Raw genomic sequence first — 22802 nt, 5'->3', positions numbered from 1 at the left:
GTCAGGACGGCACCCGTGCTGGTCCTGACGCCCGAGGCGAGCGCCGTCGCCGCAGAACGGCTCGTCGCGGAGGAGGCGCCGGTCGCGATCGAGGTCGACGGCATCGGTTACGCGGTGATGATGATGACCCCGGCCGACCTGCCGGCATTCGCCACCGGCTTCATCCTGACCGAACGGCTGGCCGACCACGCCACCGATATCCTCGACATCGACGTGTTCCAGGCAGAGGCCGGCACGATCGTCCGCGTGGCGTTGTCGGAGCGTTGCCGCGGTCGCATCCACGAACGGGTCCGCCACCGCAGCAGCGACACCAGCTGCGGCCTATGCGGGCTGTCCGGCCTGGAACAGCTTCGCCGTCCCGTCCCCGGTCGGCCGCCCCGACCCGATGTCGCTGTGCCCGCACTGTTCGCCGCGCTGGGGCGTCTGGGCGATCACCAGCCGCTGACCCGCGCCACCGGAGCCGCGCACGCCGCCGCCGCATGCGATGCGATGGGCCGTGTCATGACGGCCTTCGAGGATGTCGGCCGGCACAACGCGTTGGACAAGCTGATCGGCGCGATGGCGCTTGCGGGCATCTCGCCTGCGTTCATCCTCGTGACGTCGCGGATCAGTTTCGAGATGGTGGACAAGGCGCTGGTTGCTCGCGTTCCGCTGCTCGTCGGCATCTCTGCGCCCACTGGCCTCGCCCTCGATCATGCTCGGGAGCACGGCCTGACGCTAGTCGCCCTGGCCCGCTCCGACACGATGCTCGCGATAAACGATCCCTGGCGTGTGTTCGGGGACCTCTGAGCCCCACGCAGGGCACATGGTGCCACGTTAGAAGTAATGGCGACGAAGAACTGACCACACGGCCACCTCTTAGGCGGCGCGACTTGCTTTTGCGGGACAGGGCGGCAAGGCACGCCCATGGATATTCCCGCTCTCTATCATTCATTCATCACGTGGATCGGCGATGGCACAGGCCTGCCCGATTCGATCCTGCACATCCATGCCGGGCTGGCAGTGCTGCTGGTCACGCGCATCCTGACCCGTCGTTCGCTCGGCAGCTTCATCCCCTTCGCGCTGGTCGTGGTGGCGGAAGGAGCGAACGAGCTGCTCGACTATCTCCATTATGGCTGGCGCCCGGCCGACACCTATTCGGACATCGCCAACACGCTGTTCTGGCCGCTGGTCATCAGCGTCGCGGTACGCATGCGCCCGATGACGCTACGTGACAGGCGATCATCGTGAAGCGCCCAGCAGGGCGGTGGTAGCGGAGGAGGGACTTGAACCCCCGACACGCGGATTATGATTCCGCTGCTCTAACCAGCTGAGCTACTCCGCCGTACCTGCTGGGAGCGGCGCCTATAGAAACGCCGCGGCGGCCGGTCAAGCGAACATATGCCGCGACAGCGGTTCCCATGGGCCGCCCCGATACCACCAGGTACCGATCCCCGCGATCTCCACCTCGCGCGGGCGGAAATCGCGTTGCAGCCGCTCCAGCAACAACCGCGCGACGGCAGGTGTCACCTTGTTCTGGATGGTGACGTGCGGGCGCCAACCGCCCGCATCCTGCGGGGTCAGCAATCCCGCGAACGCCTCCGCCAACGAGGCGCGCAACGCGGTGAGTTCCGGCGATTCGATCCGGAACGCCACGCCCCGCCCCAACGACATCAGCCCACCGACCCGCGCGACCGGAGCCCGAACTCCCCGCGTTTCTCCGGCCAGACGATGCTTCAGTTCGTCGGCCGCGGACGGCGGCAGGTGGTGGAACAGCGTCAGGTGCGCGTCCAGCTGGTTGCGCTCTGCGGGGAAGTGCTCACGGCGCAGGGCGTCGAACCATGCCTGATCCTGGCGACCGAACAGGGCCGTCACGATGATCGGCGCGGGGGCAGACAGCTCGCTCAGATCTCGACCTGACTGCCCAGTTCCACCACGCGATTGGTGGGGAGGCGAAAGAACTCCATCGCGCTTTCCGCGTTGCGCAGCATCCAGGCGAACAGCTTCTCGCGCCAGATCATCATGCCCGGCCGATCCGATGCCAACAGGGTTTGTCGCGACAGGAAGAAGCTGGTGTCCATCATCCTGAACGACGCGCCCGACGCATCCACCCCCTTCAACGCGGCGGGCACGTCGATATCGTCCATGAAGCCGTAGCGGAGTACCATGCGGTGGAACCCCTCGCCCAGCGCCTCGGTCTTCGCGCGGTCTTCCTCGGGCCAATAGGGCTGGCCAGTGATCTTCACCGTCAGCAGGATCACCCGCTCGTGCAGCACCTTGTTGTGCTTCAGGTTGTGCAGCAGCGCGTGCGGCACCCCTTCCGCGCTTGAGGTCATGAACACCGCCGTACCGGGTACGCGGCTGGCGCTGTTGGCGGCGGAGGTGATGAACACCTTCACCGGCATGGCCGATTCGGTCAGCCGGTCTATCATCAGCTTCCGCCCCTTCGACCAGGTGGTCAGCAGGGTGAAGATGATGAAGCCGATCATCAGCGGGAACCAGCCACCGTCGGGGATCTTGGTCAGGTTGGCCGTCAGGTACGCACCGTCGACCAGGAAGAACAACGCCAGCAGCGGCATCGCGGCAAATCGCGGCCAGTTCCACAACCGGGTCAGCGCCACGCCCAGCAGGCAGGTGTCGATCGTCATCGCGCCAGTGACCGCGATGCCATAGGCGCTGGTCAGGTTGGACGACGTGCGGAAGAACAGCACCAGCAGGATCACGAAACACATCAGCGCCCAGTTGACGAGCGGGATGTAGATCTGGCCCGCCGTGACCGCGCTGGTATGCTCGATCCGCAGACGCGGCATGAAGCCGAGCTGGATCGCCTGCTGCGTCACGGAAAACGCGCCGGAAATCACCGCCTGCGACGCGATGATCGCGGCCATCGTCGCCAGCAGCACCAGCGGCAGCTGCAGGCCGTCGGGTGCCAGCATGTAGAACGGGCTTTCCAGCGCCGCCGTGCCCTCGCGGAACAACAGCGCACCCTGCCCCATGTAATTCAGCATCAACGCGGGCAGGACGAAGAACAGCCAGGACACGCCGATAGGACGGCGGCCGAAATGGCCCATGTCCGCGTACAGCGCCTCCGCGCCCGTCACCGCCAGCACCACCGACCCAAGCGCCAGGAAAGCGCGCAGCGGATCGAGCAGGAAGAACTCGACGGCATAATGCGGACTGAGCGCCCACAGCACGCCGGGCGTCTGCGACACGCTGAGCACGCCCAGCACGGCCAGCACGGCAAAATAGACCAGCATGATCGGGCCGAAGAACAGACCCACCTTGCCGGTGCCGACCGACTGGATCGAGAACAGGCCGATCAGGATCGCCACCGCGATCGGCAACACGAACAGGCCCAGCGTCGGCGATACGACGCCCAGGCCCTCCACCGCCGACAACACCGACACGGCCGGGGTAATCATGCTGTCGCCGTAGAACAGCGATGTTGCGAACACACCCAGCAGGATGATCCCGGCCGACCAGCGCCGCGTCTTGGTCTTGCCCGACACCAGCGCCAGCAGGGCCAGGCTGCCGCCCTCCCCCTTGTTGTCGGCGCGCATGATGATGGCGACGTACTTCAGCGTCACCACGATCATCATCGACCAGAACATCAGGCTGATCACGCCCATGATGTGCGCGGGGTCGAGCGTCAGCTTGTGATGGCCGGCGAACGTCTCACGAAAGGCGTAGAGCGGGCTGGTGCCGATGTCGCCGAAGACGATGCCGATCGCGCCGACCGCCAGCTTCACCAGCCCTTCGCTGCCATGACCATGGCCGTGGCCGTCATCCGGCGACTCCACCGCGCGCGCGGAGGGAAGGTCGGCGGCCGTGCTGGTCGTCGGAAGAGGCTCGGTGGTCACGGACGAGGGCGACCCGGCATGGCTGGTTCCATCTTGCTGGCGGTACGGGAATGTTCGCCGAAAGGACGAAACGGTGCCAATACCTGTGTGTTCCGGCGGGCGCAATCGATGCCGCCCGGGCCGATGCTCCAGTCAGGGACGCCGGATCACCTCGCGGATGACAAAATGGCTGGCCAGGCGGGTGACGCCGGGCAGGCGGGACAGGGTTTCGCGGTGGATGCGCTCGAAACTGTCGGCCCGCTTGATCTCCACATGCAGCAGGTAATCCGCCTCCCCGCTCATCAGGAAGCAATCGCGGACCTCCGGCACGGCGACGATCTCCCGCTCGAACGCGGCCATCGTTTCCTCGCGCTGGTCCTTCAACGTGACGTTGACCAGCACCACGCCTGGGTCGCCCCGCGCCGCCTTGGACAGGATGGCGCGAAAGCCGGTGATCATGCCGCTCTGGCGCAACTGAGCGACGCGGCGGTGCGCCGCGCTGGCGGACAGCCCCACCGCATCGCCCAGCTCCGCACTGGTCATGTCGGAATTCAGGGCAAGCTGGTCGAGCAGCTTGCGATCTAACGGATCGGGCAAATATCCCTCCAACGGCGCTCCCCGCGCTATAACCTACCGCGCAGGGACGCATCCGTGCGAAATTCGCACATTCCTCCCGCTCATTAGCCGGTACCCTGCCCGCAACAAGAGGAGAGTTGCGTCATGCGAGTCGGTGTTCCCAAGGAAATCAAGAACCACGAATACCGGGTCGGCCTGACCCCGCCGTCTGTCGCGGAACTGGTCGCCGCCGGCCACCAGGTGGTGGTGCAGACCGGCGCCGGTGCCGGCATCGACTTTTCGGACGAGGATTACCGCGCGGTCGGAGCGACCATCCTGCCCGACGCGGCGGCCGTGTTCGCCGGTGCCGACATGATCGTGAAGGTCAAGGAGCCGCAGCCGTCCGAGATCGCGCTGCTGGAGCCGCGCCACCTGCTGTTCACCTATCTCCACCTCGCCGCCGACAAGCCGCAGGCGGAGGGGCTGATGAAGTCGGGCGCGACCTGCATCGCCTATGAAACCGTGACGCAGGCGCGCGGCGGCCTGCCACTGCTGAAGCCGATGAGTGAGGTGGCGGGCCGCATGTCGGTGCAGGTCGGCGCGCACTATCTGGAAAAGGAACAGGGCGGCCGCGGCATCCTGCTGGGCGGCGTGCCCGGCGTGGCACCGGCAAAGGTCGCGATCCTGGGCGGCGGCGTATCCGGCATCAACGCCGCGCAGATGGCGGTCGGCATGCGCGCGGACGTCACCATCTACGACATCAACAACGATCGCCTGGCCGAGCTGGACATGTTCTTCTCCAGCCAGATCAAGACCGCCTATGCCAGCCGCGCCGCGATTGCCGCGGCGGTGAAGAACGCGCATCTGGTGATCGGCGCGGTGCTTGTTCCCGGCGCCGCCGCGCCGAAGCTGGTCACGCGCGACATGCTGAAGACCATGAAGCGCGGCAGCGTGCTGGTCGACATCGCCATCGACCAGGGCGGCTGCTTCGAAACCAGCCATGCGACCACGCATGAAGACCCGGTGTTCGAGGTCGACGGCGTGATTCACTACTGCGTCGCCAACATGCCCGGGGCGGTCGCACGGACCAGCACCTTTGCGCTCAACAACGCGACACTCCCCTTCGCGTTGAAGCTGGCGAATATGGGTGCGGAAGCGGCGATGAAGTCCGATCCGCATCTGGCGAACGGGCTGAACGTGTTCGGCGGAAAGATCGCGTTCAAGGCGGTCGCCGACGATCTCGACCTGCCGTATCAGGCATGGCACGGCTGACGGAACACAATACGAACATGTGGGTTGGGATGGTCCGAAAGGATCATCCCATGGCCGATACCGAAAACCCGAAGAGCAACCCGACCTCCAACGCCGTCAAGGACCCGGACGACTGGACCACCGGCGGAGAGGCGATGACCGGCGCCCAGGCCAGCTATCTGAAGACGCTGTCCGAGGAAGCGCATGAAGAATTCGACGATTCGCTGAACAAGGCGGATGCGTCGAAGAAGATCGACGAACTGCAGGAAAAAACCGGACGCGGCCAGTAAGCGTCCAGGCGTTTCAGCGCTGCTCGGCCATGGTTAGGTACCGGTCGAGCAGCGCGAGCCTTAAGGCGATATCGCGCTTGTACGACGCACCATCCGGCGACAGCGTCATCGCGCGGGCCCATAGCGGGCGCGCCTTCGCGAAGTCCCCTGCCCTGACATAGGCCAGCCCTAGGAAGAACGGCGGCGCCGGGTGTTCCGGCCCCAGTCGCGCGGCCTGCTGGAATGCGAACAGCGCCGGCGGCGATACCTGATTGCCGTCATGCGCGGTCAACGCCATGCCCAGGCCGTTCCACAGCAAAAGGCTGTTCGGTACGCGACGCAGTCCGCCCAGGATGACCTGCACCGCTGCCTTGTCATCCCCCGCACGCGTCATGGCATCGGCGGCGACCTGATAGGCGCCATCGCCGGTGTAGCGGCCCAGCATGCGATCGCGCAGGTCGGTCAGCGCCGGATCATCGGCCACCCGCTCCGCCGACGGTCGGGCGGCACGTGTCGGCATCAGCGGCGATCCCTGCACGGCATACCCGGTCGCGCCAAGCATGAGCGCCGCGCCCACCACCGACCAGAGCAGCCGGGGCACGCGCAATGTGACCAGTCCGCCAAAGCTGAGCAGCCCCAGCACCAGTAGCGCCAACCACCCCATCATCGCCTCCTTTTGCGGAAGCTCGCCCGCGCGATCCAGATCCCCGCCAGCAGCAGCAGGATGGGCGCCAGATACAGTGGCCAGGTCGCGCCCGACAAAGGCGGGTCGTAACTGACATAATCGCCGTAACGGGAGATCAGCCAGCGCCGGATCGCCGCCGGGCTTTCTCCAGCGGCTATACGCTGGCGCACCAGGGCACGCATGTCGCCCGCCATGGATGCGTCCGAATCGGCGATCGACTGCCCCTGGCACACCAGACAGCGCAGCGTTTCCATCAACGCCTTCGCCCGCGCCTCCTGCGCCGGATCGGCCAGCTGGGTGTAGGCGAGCGGCTGTGCGGGCAGCGGTGTGTCCGCCGCGAGAGGCGATACGCCGGACGCTGCCAGCAACGCGAGTGCCGCCAGTATCGCGCGCCTCATCGCAGCCCCCTCACCTTGGCGGCCAGTCCGTCGACCTCCTCGGCCCGAATGTCGCCGACATGCTGTTCGACGATCCGACCATTGCCGTCGACCAGGAACGTCTCCGGCACGCCCGACGAGCCAAGCGCGAACTGCACCGCGCTGTCCGGATCGCCCCCGATCGCGTCATAGGGATCGCCGTAGCGCGCCAGGAACGCCGCCACCGCCGCCGGGGTGTCCTTCACCGCGACCGCGTCGATCGGCACGCCCATCGCCTTCAGCCGCAAAAGCTGCGGCGCCTCCGCGGCGCAGGGGATGCACCAGCTGGCAAAAATGTTGACCAGCCGCGCCTGCCCCTTGGCGAAGCGGCCCGCCTCGATACCGGGCTTCCCCGCCACGACCGGTGCCAGCGCGATCCCCGGCATCGGCTTGCCCACCAAGGCAGACCGCACGGTGCGGTCGGCGGGGCGCCACAGTCCGATCGCGACGATCGCGAACAACAGCACGAAACCGGCAAGCGGCACCCAGATCAGGCGCGACCCGCCCGTGCGCTGCTCGGACGCGGCCGTGCTCATGCCCAACCGCCCCGTTGCGCGGCTCGACGGTCGCGCGCGACCCGGCCGATCAGCGACAGCGCCCCGCCGATCGCGATCAGCGCACCGCCCAGCCAGATCAGCGTGACGAACGGCTTCCACCACAGCCGCACCTGCCACCGGCCACGGCCATCCGGCTGGCCCAGCACGGTATAAAGCTGGCCGTCCCAGAAGCTGCGGATCGACGTCTCGTTCGTGGTGGTCGGCGGGTTGGCGAAAAAGCGTTGCTGCGGTTTCAGGATCAGCACGTCCTCGTCGCGGGTGGCGCGCAATTGCCCCTCCAACCCGGACCAGTTCTCCCCCAGCACCGGCGCGATACCGACCAGCGTCACGGTGAAGGGACCTACCCGCGTGGGCTCCCCCGGCCCGACCGCGACCAGACGCTCCTGCGTCCAGGCACTGCTCGCGGCCATGCCGGCCAGGCTGACCGCGACCCCCAGATGGGCCACCACCATGCCCCAGATCGCGAGTGGCGTCCGCCGCAGCGCGCGTCCCCACAGGGGTGCGATGCTCGCCACCGCCAGTCCCGCCGCCAGCGACAGGGCAAGCAGCGGCAGGATCGCCATGCTACCGCCAAGCGCGATCAGGCCCGCTGCCGTAAAGGCGGATGCCGCGATCGGCCAGGTCATGCGCGCCAGCACCGCCTGCCCATCGTCACGGCGCCACCGGACCAGCGGCCCGACCGCCATGGCGGCGACCAGGATCAGGGCGATCGGCCCCGCCGCCTTGTCGAAGAATGGCGCGCCGATCGACAGCTGCACACCGAAACCGGCGGCGACCAGCGGATAAAGCGTGCCGATCAGTACGATGCCCAGAATCACCGAAAGCAACAGGTTGTTGAGCACCAGCCCGCCTTCGCGGCTGACCAGGTCGAAGGTCGTACCCTGCCGCACCGTCCCGACTCGCAGCGCGAACAGCGCCAGCGCGCCACCGATATAGATGGCGAGCAACGCCAGGATGAACGCCCCGCGCGTCGGATCGACGGCAAAGGCGTGGACGCTGGTCAGGATGCCCGACCGGACCAGGAAGGTGCCGATCATCGACATGGAAAACGCGACCACCGCCAGCATCACCGTCCAGGCGCGCAGGCCGTCGCGGGTCGCCAGCACCGTCACCGAATGGAGCAGCGCCGTCGCGGCCAGCCACGGCATCAACGAGGCATTCTCCACCGGATCCCAGAACCACCAGCCGCCCCAGCCCAGCTCGTAATAGGCCCAATAGCTGCCCGCCGTGATGCCGACCGTCAGGAACGTCCAGGCGCCCAGGACCCAGGGCCGCATCGCACGTGCAAAAGCGGGACCCACGTCGCCCGTGACCAACGCGCCGACCGCAAAGGAGAAGGCGACGGACAGCCCGACATAGCCAACGTAAAGGGTGGGCGGGTGAAAGGCGAGGCCGGGGTCCTGCAACAGCGGGTTCAGGCCCAGTCCGTCGGCCGGCGCCGGCCATATCCGCGCGAACGGATTGGATGCGACCAGCAGGAACGCGTAGAATCCCAGCGCGATCGCCGCCTGCGCCGCCAGGGTCGCGATCAGCGTCCGCTCCTCCAGCCGCCGTTCCAGCAACGCCACCGCCCCGCCGGCCAGGCCGAGGATGGTGACCCACAACAGCATGGACCCCTCATGATTGCCCCAGGCGCCGGCGACCTTGTACATCATCGGCTTCGCGGATTGGCTGTTCTCGACCACCAGCTTCACCGTCATGTCCGACGTGGCGAATACCCAGATCAGGCAGAGCATCGCCACCGCGGAGAGCAACCCCTGCACCACCGCCACGGGCCGGACACTCCCCGCCAGCGCCGCGATCGACGCCGCGCGGCGTGGCGTCGCGTCGGCGCGGCCACCCCAACGGATGGTCAGCGCGCCCAGCAACAGCTGCAACAGCGCAAGCACCGCGGCGAACCACAGTGCGGCAAGGCCCGCCTCCGCCATCATTGCTTCAGCGTCTTGGTCTCATGCATCTTGCCGGCCATTTCCGGCGGCATGTACTTCTCGTCATGCTTGGCGAGCAGGTTGCTCGCGACGAAGCTGCCGTCCGGGCGGAACCGTCCCTCCGCCACCACGCCCGATCCCTCGCGGAACAGGTCGGGGACGATGCCGGCGAACATCACGGGCGTGGTCGCCTGTCCATCCGTGACGGTGAAGCGCACGGTGACGCCATCGGGTGCCCGCTTCACCGATCGTGCCGCGACCATGCCGCCCAGCCGGACGTCACGGTTCAGCGGCAATCCGTTCTTCACGACGTCGGACGGCGCGTAGAAGAACGCGGCCTGATCCTTCAGTGCCGACATGGCGAGCAGCGCCGCCGCCACCACCGCCCCCAACCCCAGCAGGGCGAGCGTCAGTCGTTGATGCTTCGGCTTCATTTCTCGGCCCGCACCATGGCAAGATAGCTGAGCAGCGCCAGCACTCCCGCCCCGCCCAGGGTGACGCCATAGGCGCCGATCACGAACGGCCACGGGTTCATGGCCGCGCCATCCTGCGCATCCGCGCCTCCGATTTCGCCCTCGCCAGCAGCATCCGCATCCGCATCAGCACGACACCGGCGAAGAACAGCGTCGCGCCGGCGAGCAGGATCGGCAGCGGCCACAGGATCGACCGGTCGATGGTGGAACTGGTCAGCCCGATCGACGGCCCCTGGTGCAGCGTGTTCCACCAGACCACCGAATAACGGATCACCGGCAGCAGCACGCTGCCCGCAATGCCGAACACCGCCGGCAGCCGCCCGTCCCCGCCCCGGTCCGCATCGGCGCGGGCCAGCGCGATGTACGCGCAATAGACGAAGAAGAGCAGCAGCATGGACGTCAGCCGCCCGTCCCACTGCCACCATGTGCCCCATGTCGGCCGCCCCCAGATCGCACCGGTCAGCAGGCAAAGCGCCGCGAATGTCGCGCCCGCCGGGGCGATTGCCCGCGCGGCGATAGCGGCAAGCGGGTGGCGCCACACCAGCATGGCGACGCTGGAGATCGCGATGCCGCTCCATCCCCCCATGCCCAGCCATGCGGCGGGCACGTGGATGTAGAGGATGCGCACCGTTTCCCCCTGCAGATAGTCGGGCGGCGTCAGCGTCAGCCCGGCCCAGCATCCGATCAGGGCAAGCGCCACGCCCAGCCAGATCAGCACCGGCGTCAACGGACGGGCGACCTTTAGGAAGCGGGCAGGATTGGCGAAGGCATGAAGAGCAGGCACGGTCGGGCTCGTGAATAAGCCGAAATGCCGGCCGCGTCACCCCGCTAGAACTTCTTAAGGATTGCCGGACATAGGTAATCCCCCGGAGGTTCCCCAATGTACCGCATTGCCGTCGATACCGTCCATGCCGTCGTCGAGGTGACATTGAGCGGGATGATGACCGTCGAGGAAGGCGCCGCGTACATCAACGACCTGAGACGCGCGCTCGTCGTAAACCGGCTGCGGTACGGTTATGCGATGGTGATCGACGTCAGCGAATGCCCCATCCAACAGCAGGACATCATCCAGACGATGCGGGCGCACATGGCCGAGATGCCGAAGGCCAGGGCGCTCGCGATCGTGACGGGCAGTTCGCTGGCCCGCATGCAGGTGCGCCGTCTGTTCACGCAAAGCTACGCGCGCATCGCCGCCTCGATCGACGAGGGACGGGCATGGGTCATCAACGGCGTCGAGCCCCTGGTGGACCGCCCGGTCGTCGCGATCGCCTGAGACCAGTCGAGGGGCGGCCCGGCCATTCTAAGCCGTCCGCACTTCGTCCGTGTAGGCGTCAGCCCCGGCCGATCAGCCGCTGGGCGATGCTATCCGCGACCTCGGCCGCCGGCTTTCCGCTTGCTTCGCTCTCGTCCCAGACCTGGTCCAGGCGCGACGGAATGCGTGCGATCCGCGCCATCACCTCCGCCTCGTCACCCTGGCCGAGATATTCCAGCCCGACATTGATGATGCCGCCGGCGTTGATGACGTAATCGGGCGCATACAGCACCCCCGCCTCGTGCAGGCGCGCATAATCCGCGCGCGTCGCGAGCTGGTTGTTGGCACCGCCCGCGACGATCTTCGCGCCTAGCGCCGGGATCGATTGCTCGGTCAGGATCGCGCCCAGCGCGTTGGGGCTGAAGATGTCCGCCGGCGTGGACAGGATCTCGCCTGCCGGAACGGCGGTCGCGCCCAGCTCCGTCGCCAGCGCTTCGGCACGCCCCGCATCCACATCGGCCAGCGTCAGCACGGCGCCGTCCTTCGCCAGCAGGCGCGCGGTGCCGCCGCCGACCGAGCCGACACCCTGGATCGCGACGCGCACGCCGGCCATGTCGTCGGTGCCCAGCCCGCGCTTCGCCGCAGCCTTTACGCCCAGATACACGCCATGCGCGGTGTAGGGGCCGGGGTCGCCCCCCGCCGCGCCGCTCGCCACCGGCAGGCCGGAGACATAGCGTGTCTCCCCCGCGATGACCTTCATCCGCGCCTCGGACATGCCGACATCCTCGGCCGTCACATAGCGACCGCCGAGCGATTCAACCGCGCGACCGAACGCCTTCAGCTGTTCGTCGGTGATGACGTCGCCGGGTAGTGCCGCCAGGACCACGCCCTTGCCACCGCCCAGTTCCAGACCGGCCATGGCGTTCTTGTAGCTCATGCCCCGCGACAGGCGCAGCGCGTCGGTGATGCCACCGCCGGTGCCGCCATAATGCCAGAACCGGACGCCGCCCGCCGCCGGCCCGAGAGCGGTGGAATGGATCGCCACGATCGCCTGAAGACCCGACGCCGGATCGGTGAAGAGGTGCACGCCCTCGTGATCGTCGAAGTCGGGAAAACCCCAGTCGGCGCTCATGCGAAGTCTCGTCTGTGGGAAAGGGAAAAATGGGGCGATCGACGGGACTTGAACCCGCGACCCTCGGTACCACAAACCGATGCTCTAACCAACTGAGCTACGATCGCCGCGAAGGCCCGAGCCAGTACGAGCCGCCCGGCGTTGCGTCAAGCAGTCAGAAACGCCCCTCGATCGAAAGCTGATGCCCGTCCGCCGATGGCGCAAATCCCGCCGCCTCCAGCTTCTGCGCCGCCGCCGGGTCGGACGGGCGCACCAGGAACCGCGCCGAATAGCTGCCCGCCGACGACATCCGCACCGTGACGCTTTCGCTTCCCGCCGTGCTGACCAGCGGGAGGAGCAGCGCCGTGCCGTCGCAGCGCGGCGTGCCCGTCAGCGTGGCGGGCAGCGCGATCCCGGCCGCGCCCGGTGACAGCGCCACCGTGACCCGTCCGACCGCATCGCGGCAACCACCATCGGCGAAATGGACGCTGACCGCATCCAGGTCGAGCCGCGTGACGGGCAGCGGCGCGAACAAGGCACCAGTCGCCAGCGACGCGGTGAAATCGTCCAGCCCGGCGCGGTGGCGACTGACCGTGACCGCGCCGCGCAGACGGTCCGCCGCATCGCCGCGCCCATCGAGCTCGACCCGAGCCCGCCCGATCAGCAGCGACCATGGCGACAGATGCGCCCGCAGGTCGCCAAGCGCCAGCCGCCCCAGATGCGCATCGGTCAGCGACCCCGCCCACACGCTGCCCCCCGCCGAGCGCGCGGTCAGCCCGACCGAACCGGCGTCGAGCCAGCCCAGCACCAGCCTGAGCGGCAGGAACAGCAGCAGCGCCGCCGCCAGCAACATGCCGAACAGCGCCGAGGGCCCCGCCCGCAATCGGATGCGCCTCATCGACCCTGCGCTTTCAGTACCAGGTCGGCCGACACCGTGCGGTCGCCATTGTCGGTCATCCGTGTCGAATCGATCAGCACACCCGCACGCTCCAGCCGCGCAAGCCATGCGACCAGAACGCCGGGGCGTGCCGAGGACAGCGTGACATGGACCCGGTCGTCCGCCTGGGGATCCAGGCTCGCCAGCGTGAACCCCGCCGCATCGGCGCGCGCGCGCACCGTGTCCGCCAGCGTTCCGGCCAGCGCAGGGCCATGCAGTGCCTGCGCGGTACGTACCGCCTCCACCTGCGCGCGCGTCTCGCCCAGCCGCGTGACGGCATCCGCCTGCCGCTCCTGCGCGCTCGACAGGGCATCGCCTACCGGTCGGATGATGCCCGCCCAGGTCACCGTCACGGCCAGCAGTGCCAGCATGACCAGGATCAGCCGCTGTTCGCGCAGCGAGCGGGCGGCGAACCACGGAAAGGCGCGGGTCATAGCGGTGATCCCGTCATCGCGCCCCGACCGTCATTTCGCCCGTGACCCGCCCGTTCGACGCGGTGAACGTGCTGGCGCTGACCGTCAGCCCCGCCGCCTCCAGCGCCCGCTTGACGTCTGTCGGACCCGCCTCGCTCTGGGTGGCGAGCCCGATGTGCAGGTCGCCGTTCGGCTCGAACGTCATGGCCGTCAGTTCCGCGCCCTGCTGCGCCTGAATGACTGCGAAAACTGCCGCGGCGCTTTCGCTGAACCCGCGCCCCGGCCCGCGCAGCCGCGACAGCCGCTCGTCCAGCTGGCGGCCCGCGTCCGTCACGGTTTCGCCGCGCGGAAGGCCCGTCCGCGCCAGGGCGTCCGCCTGCATCTCCGCGCGATCGGCGGACAGGTTCAACCGAACGATGCGCATCACATCGACGGCCAGCGTTAGCAGCAGCGCTATACCCGCCAGCACGACCAGCCGTCGCACCAGCGCCCAATCGATGGCGAAGCGCCGCCTGCGGGCAAACGCTCCCTGACGCAGGTCGAGGGGCGGTCGCGCGGTCGCGGCGATCAGGCCCGCTTCGCGTGCCTCGTCATCCAGGTCGACCAGGGCGACGCCGCCCGTGACCAGTTCGGTGAAACCTGGCTCGTCCGCGAAGCCGCTCGACGCGCCGCGCACCAGGCCGCGTCCGGCGATCGCGGCGCGGACGAAGCCCTGCTCCGGTTCCGGCAGCAGCAGCGACGCGGGTACGATGGCGTCCGGATCGACGCCGATCGCCGCAAGCTGAACCAGCCAGTCGCGCATGCGGCCGGCGCTGACCACTGCGACCGCGCGCCCGCCGGGGCCGCTATCCGGCTCCCCCACCGCGACATGCAGGTCACCGACCGGCTCCGCGCTGGCCTCCGCGACCAGTATCCGGGCGGCGGCGGCGGCCTGTGCCGGCGAACGGCTGGGCAATTCGGCCCAGTGCAGCGTCACGTCCTCGGCCGGAGCGACCGCGATCACCGCGTCCGCGATCTCGGGCACGCCCTCCCCCTCGCCGGTGGCCATGCCGTCGGCAAAACGCAGCCAGCGCCAGTCTGTACCGTCACCGGGGAGGAAGAGCAGCGTGGTCATGTCGCCTCCCCCCATTGCCGCGAGACGAGCTGCGCGGGAAGCCTTGTTGCGTCGATCAGGCCACGTTCGCTGCGTTCCGCGCCATTCACCGTCACATCGACGCGCAACGCGAACCATTTGGTGGTCACCGCCACCTGGCCGGTATTGCCCAGGCCGGTGTTCACGCCCGCCTGGTTCGCCTGCTGCCAAAATGCGTCGGCGGTGGCCCAGCCCTGTGGCGGGCGCCGCAGGATCAACTGGCGCGCCGTCTCCACCGACAGCGTGTCCGGCACCTGCATCGCCAGCAATGCAGCCTGTTCCGGCAACAGCGTGTTGATGTTGATCGCCACAGGCTCAGCGCGCGGCAACGTGCACAGAAACGGCCGCAGGCGCCGAAACAGGTCGGGCGTCACGCCCGCGACCGCGCGCAACTCGCTGACATCGGCCATCAGCGTGCCCGCGGTCCGATACGGCACCGCCAGCGACATATAGCTCTGGTCCTCGGCCCCGTTCGCCTGCTGATCGGAATCGCTGTCGATCCAGTCGGAGGCCGCCGCGGCGACCGGATCGCCCTGGCCCGGCAGACCGAGCAGCGCGATCAGCCGGGCAAGCTGCGCCCGTGCGAGCGGGTTGCTCGTGTAAACGCCCGGCCCGCCCGCGACGACCAGCCCGTTGAGGTTGAAGCAGTTCCCCCCGTCCGACACTCGCGCGGTCGCAATGCCGCCCGGCAGCGGCAGGGCGAACGGCCGTCCGCTCCAATCGCCGGCCAGGGTCACGCGGTCGCGGCTCTGCGACAGCAGCGCGTCGATCCGGGTCAGCGCCAGCGTCTCCGCCGCGCGGGCGAAGCCCTCGGCCGCCTGCCCGGCCACCGCGTTGCCGGCCAGCCGCGTGGTCAGGGTCAGCCGCTCCAGCGCGGTGCCGGCGATCACCGCGATCACCGCCACCAGCATCAGCACGGTCAGCAAAGCCGCGCCCCTTTCGCGCGGGTTGGTTGGATCACGAGACACGCGTCGACACCCCGGCCGGCCGGTAGCCGGTCCCCACCGCCAGCAACGCGCGATAGGTCACACCGTCGCGGCGCACTACCAACAGCTCCGCCGCATCGGGCAGCGGTTGATCCGGGCCACCCTGCCACACGTCGCTCCACGCGCCGTCATGGCGAAAGCGGAAGCGCAGCGACTTGAGATCGGTCATCAGCACCGCCGCAGGCAACGGCGCGGCTCCATCCAGGAAGGGATAGGCTGTACGCTGCAAGGCGCCGCCGTTCAGCACGTATGCAACCCGCTGCAATGACGGACGCGGGGCACCGTCCAGGTTGCTCCAGCCGCCCCGCACCAGCGTCATGCCGGCACCGTCTCCGGTAAAGGCAGGACGGGTCATACCGCCCTCGTCGCGCCACGGCCGATCCACCGCCTGCGCCAGGTCCGCCGACAGCACCGCCACCGTACGCTGCAACGCGGCCGCCTGATCCAGCCGTGCAGCGCTCACCGCGCCCGCACGCACGCTGAACGACAGGATCGCGACCCCGGCCACCGCCAGCATCGAAAAGATCAGCAGCGCGACCATGACCTCCACCAGGGTGAAGCCCTCCTCCCGCGCCCTAGCCGCGCGGATCACGTCACCACACCGACATAGGGTGGCCGGACCAGCGTCGCGCGCGCGACCACGCGACCCCGCGCATCGCTGACCGCCACGTCGACGCGCAGCACGCGGGCATTGCCCGTCGGCGACACGGTACGCGTCCAGGCCCAGCCGCGTCCGCCATTGACCTCCCGCCCCGTCTGCGCACCAAGCGCCGGGGGACGGGCGCTGGTCACCGCGTCCTCCGCGACGTTGTGCGCGACCAGGTTCGCCGCCGCCGTATCGTCGATGATCGAAACGCCCCGGATCGTGCCGCTTTCCAGCCGCAGCAGCGCAAGCACCGCCAGGCTGAACACGACCAGCGCGACCATGATCTCGATCAGCGTGAAGCCGTTCGGGTCGGAACGATCATCCATCGACCCGTGCGCTTCCGTCCGCATCGATGCTGACCCCCGCCTCCGCACCCCGTCGCTCCAGCCTCAGGTCGAAGGGCCGATCCGCGAGGCCGGTGGTGTCGAAGGTGATCCGGACGCGTCCGCTCGCATCGCCTACGGTCGCGCGCGTCCCCTCACGCCACCGCTCAAGCCGCAGGCCCTTTTGCGCGAACGGCACCCATTGTCCCCCGACACGCTGATCGAAGCCATAGCCGCCGGCGGTGACCCAGACGCTGACCGGACGCGCCAACACGATCGCCTGGTCGCGCGCAGTCCGCGTCCGCACCGCAAAGCGCGCCGCCTCGTCGCTCAGGCGTCCGCGCGGGTCGGGCATGGCCCACATCGCCGCCGCCGCGGCGAGCCCAATCACGGTGATGACGACCATCAGCTCGACCAGCGTGAAGCCGGCCGTTCGACCACAAGGGCGGCAAGGGTCGGGTTCGGTCACGGGCGTCACGATCGCGGTTCCGCCGCCTGGTCCGTTTACTGCCAGCTGCCGATATCAGCGTCGGCGCCATCGCCGCCATCCTTGCCATCGGCGCCCAGCGACCAGACGTCGACCTCGCCATGCTTGCCTGGCGACGCGTACAGATAGGCGCGGCCCCAGGGATCGGTCGGCACCTTGCCCCCCTTCAGATAGCCGCCGGGTTGATAGCTGGCCGAATTGATCCCCTGCGGCGCGCGGATCAGCGCCTCCAGGCCCTGCGTCGTCGTCGGATAGGCACCGTTCTGCAGGCGGTACATTTCCAGCCCGCCCTCGATCGTGGAGATGTCGGCCTTCGCCCGCACCGCCCGTGCCTTGTCGCCCGATGGCAACACGTTCAGCGCGACGATCGTCGCCAGCAGGCCGATGATGACGATCACCACCATCAGCTCGACCAGGGTGAAGCCGTCTTCGCGGCGCCGGCGATTGCGGCGGTTGGGATGAGTGGGCTTGGAATGCATGGGGGTCCTCATGATCCGGCTCACTGGCCGGCAAGGGTGCTGAGTTGCAGGATCGGCAACAGGATGGATAGCACGATGGTCGCGACGATGCCGCCCATGATGACGATGATCGCGGGTTCCAGCAGCGACAGCGCGGTCGCGGTGAAGCGGTCGAATTCCCGCTCCAGATAATCGGCCGCGCGTTCCAGCATCTCGTCCAGCCGCCCCGCCGCCTCTCCCGAAGCGGCGAGGTAGGTGAGCAGCGGCGGAAAGACCGCGGCCCGTCGCATCGCCGCCGACAGGCTGCCGCCGCCCCGGATCGCATCGACGATCTGGTCGGACGCCAGGCGCAGGCGCCGGTTGTGAATCGTGCCCGTGGTCAGCTCCAATCCCTCCAGAAGCGGCAGGCGGCTGGCCACCATGGTCCCCAGCGTCCGCGCCATGCGCGCCGCATGCAGGTCGCGCAGCAGCCGGCCGAGCAACGGGATACGCAACAGAGCGGTATCGAACGACAAACGGATCGCCGGCTCCTTCAACACCCGCCATCCGATCAGCGCGACCGCGCCCAGCCCTAGCAGCAGTGCCCACCACCATCCGGCCAGGAAAGCGGAGAGCCCCATGACGATCCGGGTCAGCAGCGGCAGTTCCTGTCCCACCGTGTCGAACTGCTCCACCACCTGCGGCACGACGAAGATCATCAGCGCGGCGACCACGCTCATCGCCACGAACGCCAGGATGGTGGGATAAGCCAGTGCCGTCAGCAGCTTGCCGCGGATCTCCGCCTGTCGTTCCAGCAACACCGACAGCCGCTCAAGGATCGCGGGCAGCGTGCCGGAGCTTTCGCCGGCGGCGACCATGGCGCGGTACAGCGGCGGAAAGCTTTTCGGCTCGCGTGCCATGGCATCCGCCAGCCGGCGCCCTTCGACAACGCCGGCATGGACCTGCGCCACCACGGCACGGACATGCTCCTGCTCCGTCTGCCGCGTTATGGTGCGCAGCGATTCCTCCAGCGGCGACACCCGGTTGAGCGTCGCAAGCTGCCGTGTGAACAGCGTTAGTTGCTTGCCCGACATGCGGCGGCGGGCGAGTTGCAGGCCGAACAGCGGACGCGACGTGGCGGTCGGCGGCGCGCCCGGCTCGATACGCACGACATACAGGCGTCGCGCGTCGAGCGCCCGGCGCGCGGCGTCGATGTCCGTTGCCGCGACATGCCCGCGCCGCTCACCGCCGCGCGTGTCGATCGCCAGATAATCGAAATCGGCCATGCCCGGCTCAGCTGTCGGGCGGCGGGGGCACCGCCTCGATCACCGGATCGGTGGCGTCGCGCCGTGACACACGGACCGCCTCCTCCGGCGTGGTCAGCCCCGCCTCGACCAATTCGCGCGCGGCCTGCGCAAGCGTCGGCGTGCGGGCAAAGGCATGGCGCGCGATCGCGGTTTCATCGCCGCCCTCGTTGATCAGGCGGCGCACCGTGTCGTCCACGCGCACCGCCTCGAACACCCCGATCCGGCCGCGAAAGCCGGTCCCGTTGCACCGCTCGCACCCTTGTGCCTCGTACACCGTCGTGTGTGGCGCGATGCCGAGCAGGCTGGCGACCGAATGGGCCGCCTCCACCGGTCGGCGGCAATGTTCGCACAATCGCCGCACCAGCCGCTGCGCGATCACCGCGCGCAATGTGGAGGCGAGCAGGAACGGCTCCACCTTCATGTCCCGCATGCGCGTGATCGCGCCCACCGCGTCGTTGGTGTGAACGGTGGACAGCACCAGATGCCCGGTCAGCGAAGCCTGCACCGCGATCTCCGCCGTTTCCCGGTCGCGGATTTCGCCGACCATCACCACGTCCGGGTCCTGGCGCAGGATCGCGCGCAGCCCGGCGGCAAAGGTCAGGCCGACCTTGGCGTTGACCTGGGTCTGGCCGACGCCCTCCACCGCATATTCGATCGGGTCCTCTACAGTCAGGATGTTGCGGCTGCCATCGTTCAGCAGGCGCAGCGCCGCGTACAGGCTGGTCGTCTTGCCCGACCCCGTCGGTCCGGTGACGAGCAGGATGCCGTTCGGCTCCGCCAGCGCTTCGCTCAGCAGCTGGAACATCGCCGGCGTCAGGCCCAGTGCCGGCAGGTCGATGCCCGCATTCTCCTTGTCGAGGATACGCAGCACCACCCGCTCGCCGGCCCGGCTGGGCAGCGTCGACACGCGCACGTCGAGCAGCTTTCCGCCCAGCGTCAGCCCCATGCGCCCGTCCTGCGGCACGCGCCGTTCCGCGATGTCCAACCGCGCCATGACCTTGATACGGCTGACCACCACCGGCGCGACGTGCGGCGGCATGCGCAGTGTCTCGCGCAGAACGCCGTCGATGCGCATGCGGACCACCAGCCCGGTCTCGTACGGCTCGATATGGATGTCCGACACGCCGTTGCGCGCCGCATCCGCGATGATTCCGTTGATGAGGCGGATGGCCGGCGCGTCGTCGGCGGTGTCGAGCAGGTCCTCCGCCGTCGGGATGCCGTCCGCGAGCAGGTCCAGTTCATCCCCCATGCCGACCGCCGCGATCGCCGTCGCCTGCCCGTCCATGGCATAGGCGTCCGACAGCAGCCGGTCGAACGCCGACGGCGCCACGATCGCCACCTCCAGCCGGCGGCGCAGGAACCGGCGCAGTTCCAGCAACGCGCGCGGATCGGCCCCCTCCCTCAGCGCGACGCGCTCGCCATCCATGACCACGCCGAACCGACGCGCGAAGGCATAGGGGATCGCGGGCAGCGGGTGATGCGTGACATCCCCGAACGCCAGCGTCGGAATGCCGTCCGCCGCCGCGATACCGCCCGCAGGCTCCAGCCCCTCGCGGATGACCGGGGCGTCGGTCACTTCCGCCTGCGCTGCCGGATGGTGGTGGTGGATGTCGAGTTGGTGACCACCGGGACGCCGATCCTGGGGTCCTCGATATTGCCGAGCCCGGGCGCGGCCGGGATCGGGGCCGCCGCACCCATGTAATCGCGCACCAGCTCATCGATCGTCGGTTCACGCGTAGGGTCCTGCAATCCCTGTTGCAGGCGCAGATAGCCATAGCGCTGTTCCGCGACACGGCGACTGTCGTCGGACGTACGCAGGATGCTGGGCCGGATGAAGATCATCAGGTTCGTCTTCGCGCGGGACTTCGCCTTGGACTTGAACAGGTTGCCCAGCACCGGGATATCGCCCAGCAACGGGATCTTCTCGATCGTGCGCCGTTCCTCGTCCGACAACAACCCGCCGATCACGCCGATCGCGCCATCGTCCAGCGTCAGCGTCGTCTCCACCTCGCGCTTGTTCAGGATCAGGTCCGAATTGTCGCTGGACACGGGGCCGGCGATGGAGCTGACCTGAAGGTGGATGTTGACCTTCACCGTGCCGGATGAATTCACCTGCGGCCGCACATCCAGGCCGATGCCGACATTCTCACGCTGCGTGGTGCGGAACGCATTGTCGAAATTGGTCGACAGCGCCTGGCCGGTGGTGATCGGGATCTCCTGACCGACAAGGCTGTGCGCCTCCTGGTTGTCCAGCGTGATGAGGTGTGGAACCTGAAGCAGGTTGGACGCGGTGTCGCTCTTCACCGCGTTGATGATGGCGCCGAAGATCGTGCTGCCGATCTTGCCGCCGAAACCGCCAAAACCGCCGGACGAGTTGATGATGGACTGGATCGCCGATTGGGTCAGCTGGTCCGCGCCGCTGGGATTGGTGCTGGTGGTGGTGCGGGTGCCGTCCGGCGCGACCACGGTGGTCGTGTTCGTCGCCAGTTCCCGCGCACCGAGTGCGCCGGCGATCTGAAGAATGTTGGGCGATGCGCTGGAAAAGGTCGACGCGCCGAATGCGCCACCCTTCGGGTCCGCAACGATGAACTGCGCGCCCAGCTTGTTCACCGTGGCATCCGATACCTCGGCCACGATCGCCTCAATCAGCACCTGCTCGCGCCGGGTGTCGAGCTGCCGCACCACCTCCGCCAACTGGCGCTGGATGTCGCCTGGCGCGGCGATGACGATCGCGTTGGCACCGGCGAAACGGGTGACGACCGCCGCCGTCCGCCCACCGGCCGTGGTCAGCGCGGGCTGGCCGCTGCCGGCCGACGCCGCCGCATTCGCGGACTGGACGGGCACGGGCGCGGCCTGTTGCGTCGGGAAGCCCGAGCTGGAGGCATTACCGCCCGAACTACCGCCCGTGGAGCCGAAGCTGGTCCGGCTGAGCTGTTGCGTCTGTGGCTGATCCGGCGTCTGGCCGACCAGCTGCTGGAGGACGGGCAGCAACTGCTCTGCGTCCGAATTCTCCAGGAAGACGACCCGGATCTCGGTGCCGTTCTTTGCCTTCAGGTCCAGATCGGCCGCGACCTGCGCCAACCGCGACACGGTGGACGCGTCGCCGCGCAACACGACGGCATTGGAGCCCTCCACCGCCACGACTGACGTGGGCGTGGCGCCGCCGCCGGGGCCAGCCGACGGTACTCCGCCCGTGCCGCCGCCGATCAGGCCCTGCAACGCCGTCGCGATCTCTCGCGCGGACGCGTTCTTCAACGGCACGACGCGAGTGGACGCGCTGTCGGTGTCGATCCGGGCCAGCACCTGCCGCACGCGCCGGATATTGTCGGCGAAGTCGACGATGACCAGGCTGTTGCCGCCGCGATTGGCGGTCACGGCTCCCTGCGCGCTGACCAGCGGGCGTACCGTCTCCACCGCACTTGCGGCGTCGATGGCGCGCAGGCGGACGATCTCCGTCACGAAGCTGTTGCGGTTGGCGCTGCTTGCGCCGATGCTGCTCGGCTGGCTGGCGGCGTTTTCCAGCGGCTGCACCCGCAGCGCACCGTTCGCGGTCGGCACCGCCACCAGGTTGTTGGCGCGCAGCGTCGACAGGAACACCTCGAAATATTCCGACCGGGACAACGGACGGTCCGTGACCACCGTCACCTTTCCCTGCACCCGGTTGTCAATGATGAAGGTGCGACCGGTCACCTTTGCCGCGTCCGCGATAAAGGCGCGGATATCGGCATCGCGGACGTTCAGGGTCGTCTGGGCATGAGCCCCCACGGCCAGAGCCATGGCTAGGGCCGGAGCAAGGAAAAGGCGCGTCATCGATCCTGC

General features: G+C 68.4%; 26 protein-coding genes and 2 tRNA genes. 5 read left to right on the top strand and 23 right to left on the bottom strand.

From position 1 onward, the window contains the following. The first annotated feature begins 15 nt into the window (after nt 1-15). Nucleotides 16-789 (top strand): formate dehydrogenase accessory sulfurtransferase FdhD, encoded by a 774-nt coding sequence (fdhD, locus tag BMX37_RS00830; protein WP_093664204.1) that lies wholly within the window; start codon nt 16-18, stop codon nt 787-789. Between the two features lie 117 nt (nt 790-906). Next, nucleotides 907-1230: a hypothetical protein gene (locus BMX37_RS00825; protein WP_093663586.1), complete on the top strand. Its 324-nt coding sequence runs from the start codon at nt 907-909 to the stop codon at nt 1228-1230. 17 nt (nt 1231-1247) lie between these two features. On the opposite strand, the gene BMX37_RS00820 is transcribed toward BMX37_RS00825, so the two are convergent. The 4 genes from BMX37_RS00820 to BMX37_RS00805 form a co-directional block, all read right to left on the bottom strand. Continuing rightward, nucleotides 1248-1324: transfer RNA gene (locus tag BMX37_RS00820), tRNA-Met, on the bottom strand. 44 nt (nt 1325-1368) lie between these two features. Next, nucleotides 1369-1878 (bottom strand): 2'-5' RNA ligase family protein, encoded by a 510-nt coding sequence (locus tag BMX37_RS00815; protein WP_093664203.1) that lies wholly within the window; start codon nt 1876-1878, stop codon nt 1369-1371. Nucleotides 1879-1883: 5 nt separating this feature from the next. Then, entirely contained in the window at nt 1884-3779 is a 1896-nt protein-coding gene (locus BMX37_RS00810) for a potassium transporter Kup (protein WP_093664202.1), read from the bottom strand. A 192-nt stretch (nt 3780-3971) separates the two neighbouring features. After that, on the bottom strand, nt 3972-4415 hold the full coding sequence (locus BMX37_RS00805) for an Lrp/AsnC family transcriptional regulator (protein ID WP_093664201.1): 444 nt from the start codon (nt 4413-4415) through the stop codon (nt 3972-3974). A gap of 123 nt (nt 4416-4538) precedes the next feature. Between BMX37_RS00805 and ald the strand changes: the two genes are divergently transcribed. Both ald and BMX37_RS00795 read left to right on the top strand, forming a co-directional pair. After that, the gene (gene ald / locus BMX37_RS00800; protein WP_093663585.1) at nt 4539-5645 is read left to right on the top strand and encodes an alanine dehydrogenase; all 1107 of its coding nucleotides are present in this window, start codon (nt 4539-4541) and stop codon (nt 5643-5645) included. A gap of 50 nt (nt 5646-5695) precedes the next feature. Continuing rightward, nucleotides 5696-5914, top strand: a complete 219-nt coding sequence (locus BMX37_RS00795; protein WP_093664200.1) for a DUF3072 domain-containing protein — start codon at nt 5696-5698, stop codon at nt 5912-5914. 13 nt (nt 5915-5927) lie between these two features. Here BMX37_RS00795 and BMX37_RS00790 read toward each other — a convergent pair whose 3' ends face one another. The 6 genes from BMX37_RS00790 to ccmC form a co-directional block, all read right to left on the bottom strand. Further along, the gene (locus BMX37_RS00790; protein ID WP_244501324.1) at nt 5928-6560 is read right to left on the bottom strand and encodes a tetratricopeptide repeat protein; all 633 of its coding nucleotides are present in this window, start codon (nt 6558-6560) and stop codon (nt 5928-5930) included. Further along, nucleotides 6557-6976: a cytochrome c-type biogenesis protein gene (locus BMX37_RS00785; RefSeq protein WP_093663583.1), complete on the bottom strand. Its 420-nt coding sequence runs from the start codon at nt 6974-6976 to the stop codon at nt 6557-6559. Before BMX37_RS00785 ends, BMX37_RS00790 begins: the two co-directional genes overlap by 4 nt. Beyond that, nucleotides 6973-7530, bottom strand: coding sequence for a redoxin family protein (locus tag BMX37_RS00780; RefSeq protein ID WP_093663582.1), 558 nt, complete (start codon nt 7528-7530; stop codon nt 6973-6975). Before BMX37_RS00780 ends, BMX37_RS00785 begins: the two co-directional genes overlap by 4 nt. Then, on the bottom strand, nt 7527-9482 hold the full coding sequence (locus BMX37_RS00775; protein ID WP_093663581.1) for a heme lyase CcmF/NrfE family subunit: 1956 nt from the start codon (nt 9480-9482) through the stop codon (nt 7527-7529). Before BMX37_RS00775 ends, BMX37_RS00780 begins: the two co-directional genes overlap by 4 nt. Beyond that, nucleotides 9479-9913, bottom strand: coding sequence for a cytochrome c maturation protein CcmE (gene ccmE, locus BMX37_RS00770; RefSeq protein ID WP_093663580.1), 435 nt, complete (start codon nt 9911-9913; stop codon nt 9479-9481). Before ccmE ends, BMX37_RS00775 begins: the two co-directional genes overlap by 4 nt. 97 nt (nt 9914-10010) lie before the next feature. Then, a complete protein-coding gene (gene ccmC, locus BMX37_RS00765) occupies nt 10011-10736 on the bottom strand; it encodes a heme ABC transporter permease CcmC (RefSeq protein ID WP_093663579.1) in 726 nt (241 codons plus the stop codon). 96 nt (nt 10737-10832) lie between these two features. On the opposite strand from ccmC, the gene BMX37_RS00760 reads away from it, so the two are divergent. Continuing rightward, nucleotides 10833-11225, top strand: a complete 393-nt coding sequence (locus tag BMX37_RS00760) for a hypothetical protein (RefSeq protein ID WP_093663578.1) — start codon at nt 10833-10835, stop codon at nt 11223-11225. 58 nt (nt 11226-11283) lie between these two features. On the opposite strand, the gene BMX37_RS00755 is transcribed toward BMX37_RS00760, so the two are convergent. The 13 genes from BMX37_RS00755 to gspD form a co-directional block, all read right to left on the bottom strand. Then, on the bottom strand, nt 11284-12336 hold the full coding sequence (locus BMX37_RS00755; protein ID WP_093663577.1) for a Glu/Leu/Phe/Val family dehydrogenase: 1053 nt from the start codon (nt 12334-12336) through the stop codon (nt 11284-11286). 30 nt (nt 12337-12366) lie between these two features. Then, nucleotides 12367-12443: transfer RNA gene (locus BMX37_RS00750), tRNA-His, on the bottom strand. A 47-nt stretch (nt 12444-12490) separates the two neighbouring features. Then, entirely contained in the window at nt 12491-13213 is a 723-nt protein-coding gene (gspN, locus tag BMX37_RS00745; protein WP_093663576.1) for a type II secretion system protein N, read from the bottom strand. After that, the gene (gspM, locus tag BMX37_RS00740) at nt 13210-13686 is read right to left on the bottom strand and encodes a type II secretion system protein GspM (protein ID WP_093663575.1); all 477 of its coding nucleotides are present in this window, start codon (nt 13684-13686) and stop codon (nt 13210-13212) included. Before gspM ends, gspN begins: the two co-directional genes overlap by 4 nt. Nucleotides 13687-13699: 13 nt before the next feature. Next, on the bottom strand, nt 13700-14779 hold the full coding sequence (gene gspL, locus BMX37_RS00735) for a type II secretion system protein GspL (RefSeq protein WP_093664199.1): 1080 nt from the start codon (nt 14777-14779) through the stop codon (nt 13700-13702). After that, nucleotides 14776-15765, bottom strand: a complete 990-nt coding sequence (gspK, locus tag BMX37_RS00730) for a type II secretion system minor pseudopilin GspK (protein ID WP_244501323.1) — start codon at nt 15763-15765, stop codon at nt 14776-14778. Before gspK ends, gspL begins: the two co-directional genes overlap by 4 nt. After that, nucleotides 15755-16375 carry a type II secretion system minor pseudopilin GspJ gene (gspJ, locus tag BMX37_RS00725; RefSeq protein WP_093663574.1) on the bottom strand — a complete coding sequence of 207 codons (621 nt, stop codon included), beginning with the start codon at nt 16373-16375 and terminating at the stop codon, nt 15755-15757. The genes gspK and gspJ overlap by 11 nt, the downstream gene beginning before the upstream one ends. Next, entirely contained in the window at nt 16372-16755 is a 384-nt protein-coding gene (gene gspI / locus BMX37_RS00720) for a type II secretion system minor pseudopilin GspI (RefSeq protein WP_093663573.1), read from the bottom strand. Before gspI ends, gspJ begins: the two co-directional genes overlap by 4 nt. Then, the gene (locus BMX37_RS00715) at nt 16748-17221 is read right to left on the bottom strand and encodes a GspH/FimT family pseudopilin (RefSeq protein WP_244501322.1); all 474 of its coding nucleotides are present in this window, start codon (nt 17219-17221) and stop codon (nt 16748-16750) included. The genes gspI and BMX37_RS00715 overlap by 8 nt, the downstream gene beginning before the upstream one ends. Nucleotides 17222-17256: 35 nt before the next feature. After that, a complete protein-coding gene (gspG, locus tag BMX37_RS00710) occupies nt 17257-17730 on the bottom strand; it encodes a type II secretion system major pseudopilin GspG (protein ID WP_244501321.1) in 474 nt (157 codons plus the stop codon). Nucleotides 17731-17738: 8 nt separating this feature from the next. Continuing rightward, a complete protein-coding gene (gene gspF / locus BMX37_RS00705) occupies nt 17739-18962 on the bottom strand; it encodes a type II secretion system inner membrane protein GspF (RefSeq protein WP_093663570.1) in 1224 nt (407 codons plus the stop codon). 7 nt (nt 18963-18969) lie between these two features. Further along, nucleotides 18970-20493 carry a GspE/PulE family protein gene (locus BMX37_RS00700; protein ID WP_483151388.1) on the bottom strand — a complete coding sequence of 508 codons (1524 nt, stop codon included), beginning with the start codon at nt 20491-20493 and terminating at the stop codon, nt 18970-18972. 62 nt (nt 20494-20555) lie between these two features. Further along, nucleotides 20556-22793: a type II secretion system secretin GspD gene (gene gspD, locus BMX37_RS00695; RefSeq protein ID WP_093664196.1), complete on the bottom strand. Its 2238-nt coding sequence runs from the start codon at nt 22791-22793 to the stop codon at nt 20556-20558. Nucleotides 22794-22802 lie beyond the last annotated feature (9 nt).

Origin of the sequence: Sphingomonas gellani, assembly GCF_900110035.1 — a bacterium.
Classification (GTDB): Bacteria; Pseudomonadota; Alphaproteobacteria; order Sphingomonadales; family Sphingomonadaceae; genus Sphingomonas; species Sphingomonas gellani.
The sequence above is the reverse complement of the archived record's forward strand: the minus strand, read 5'-3'. Positions and strand labels throughout refer to the sequence as shown.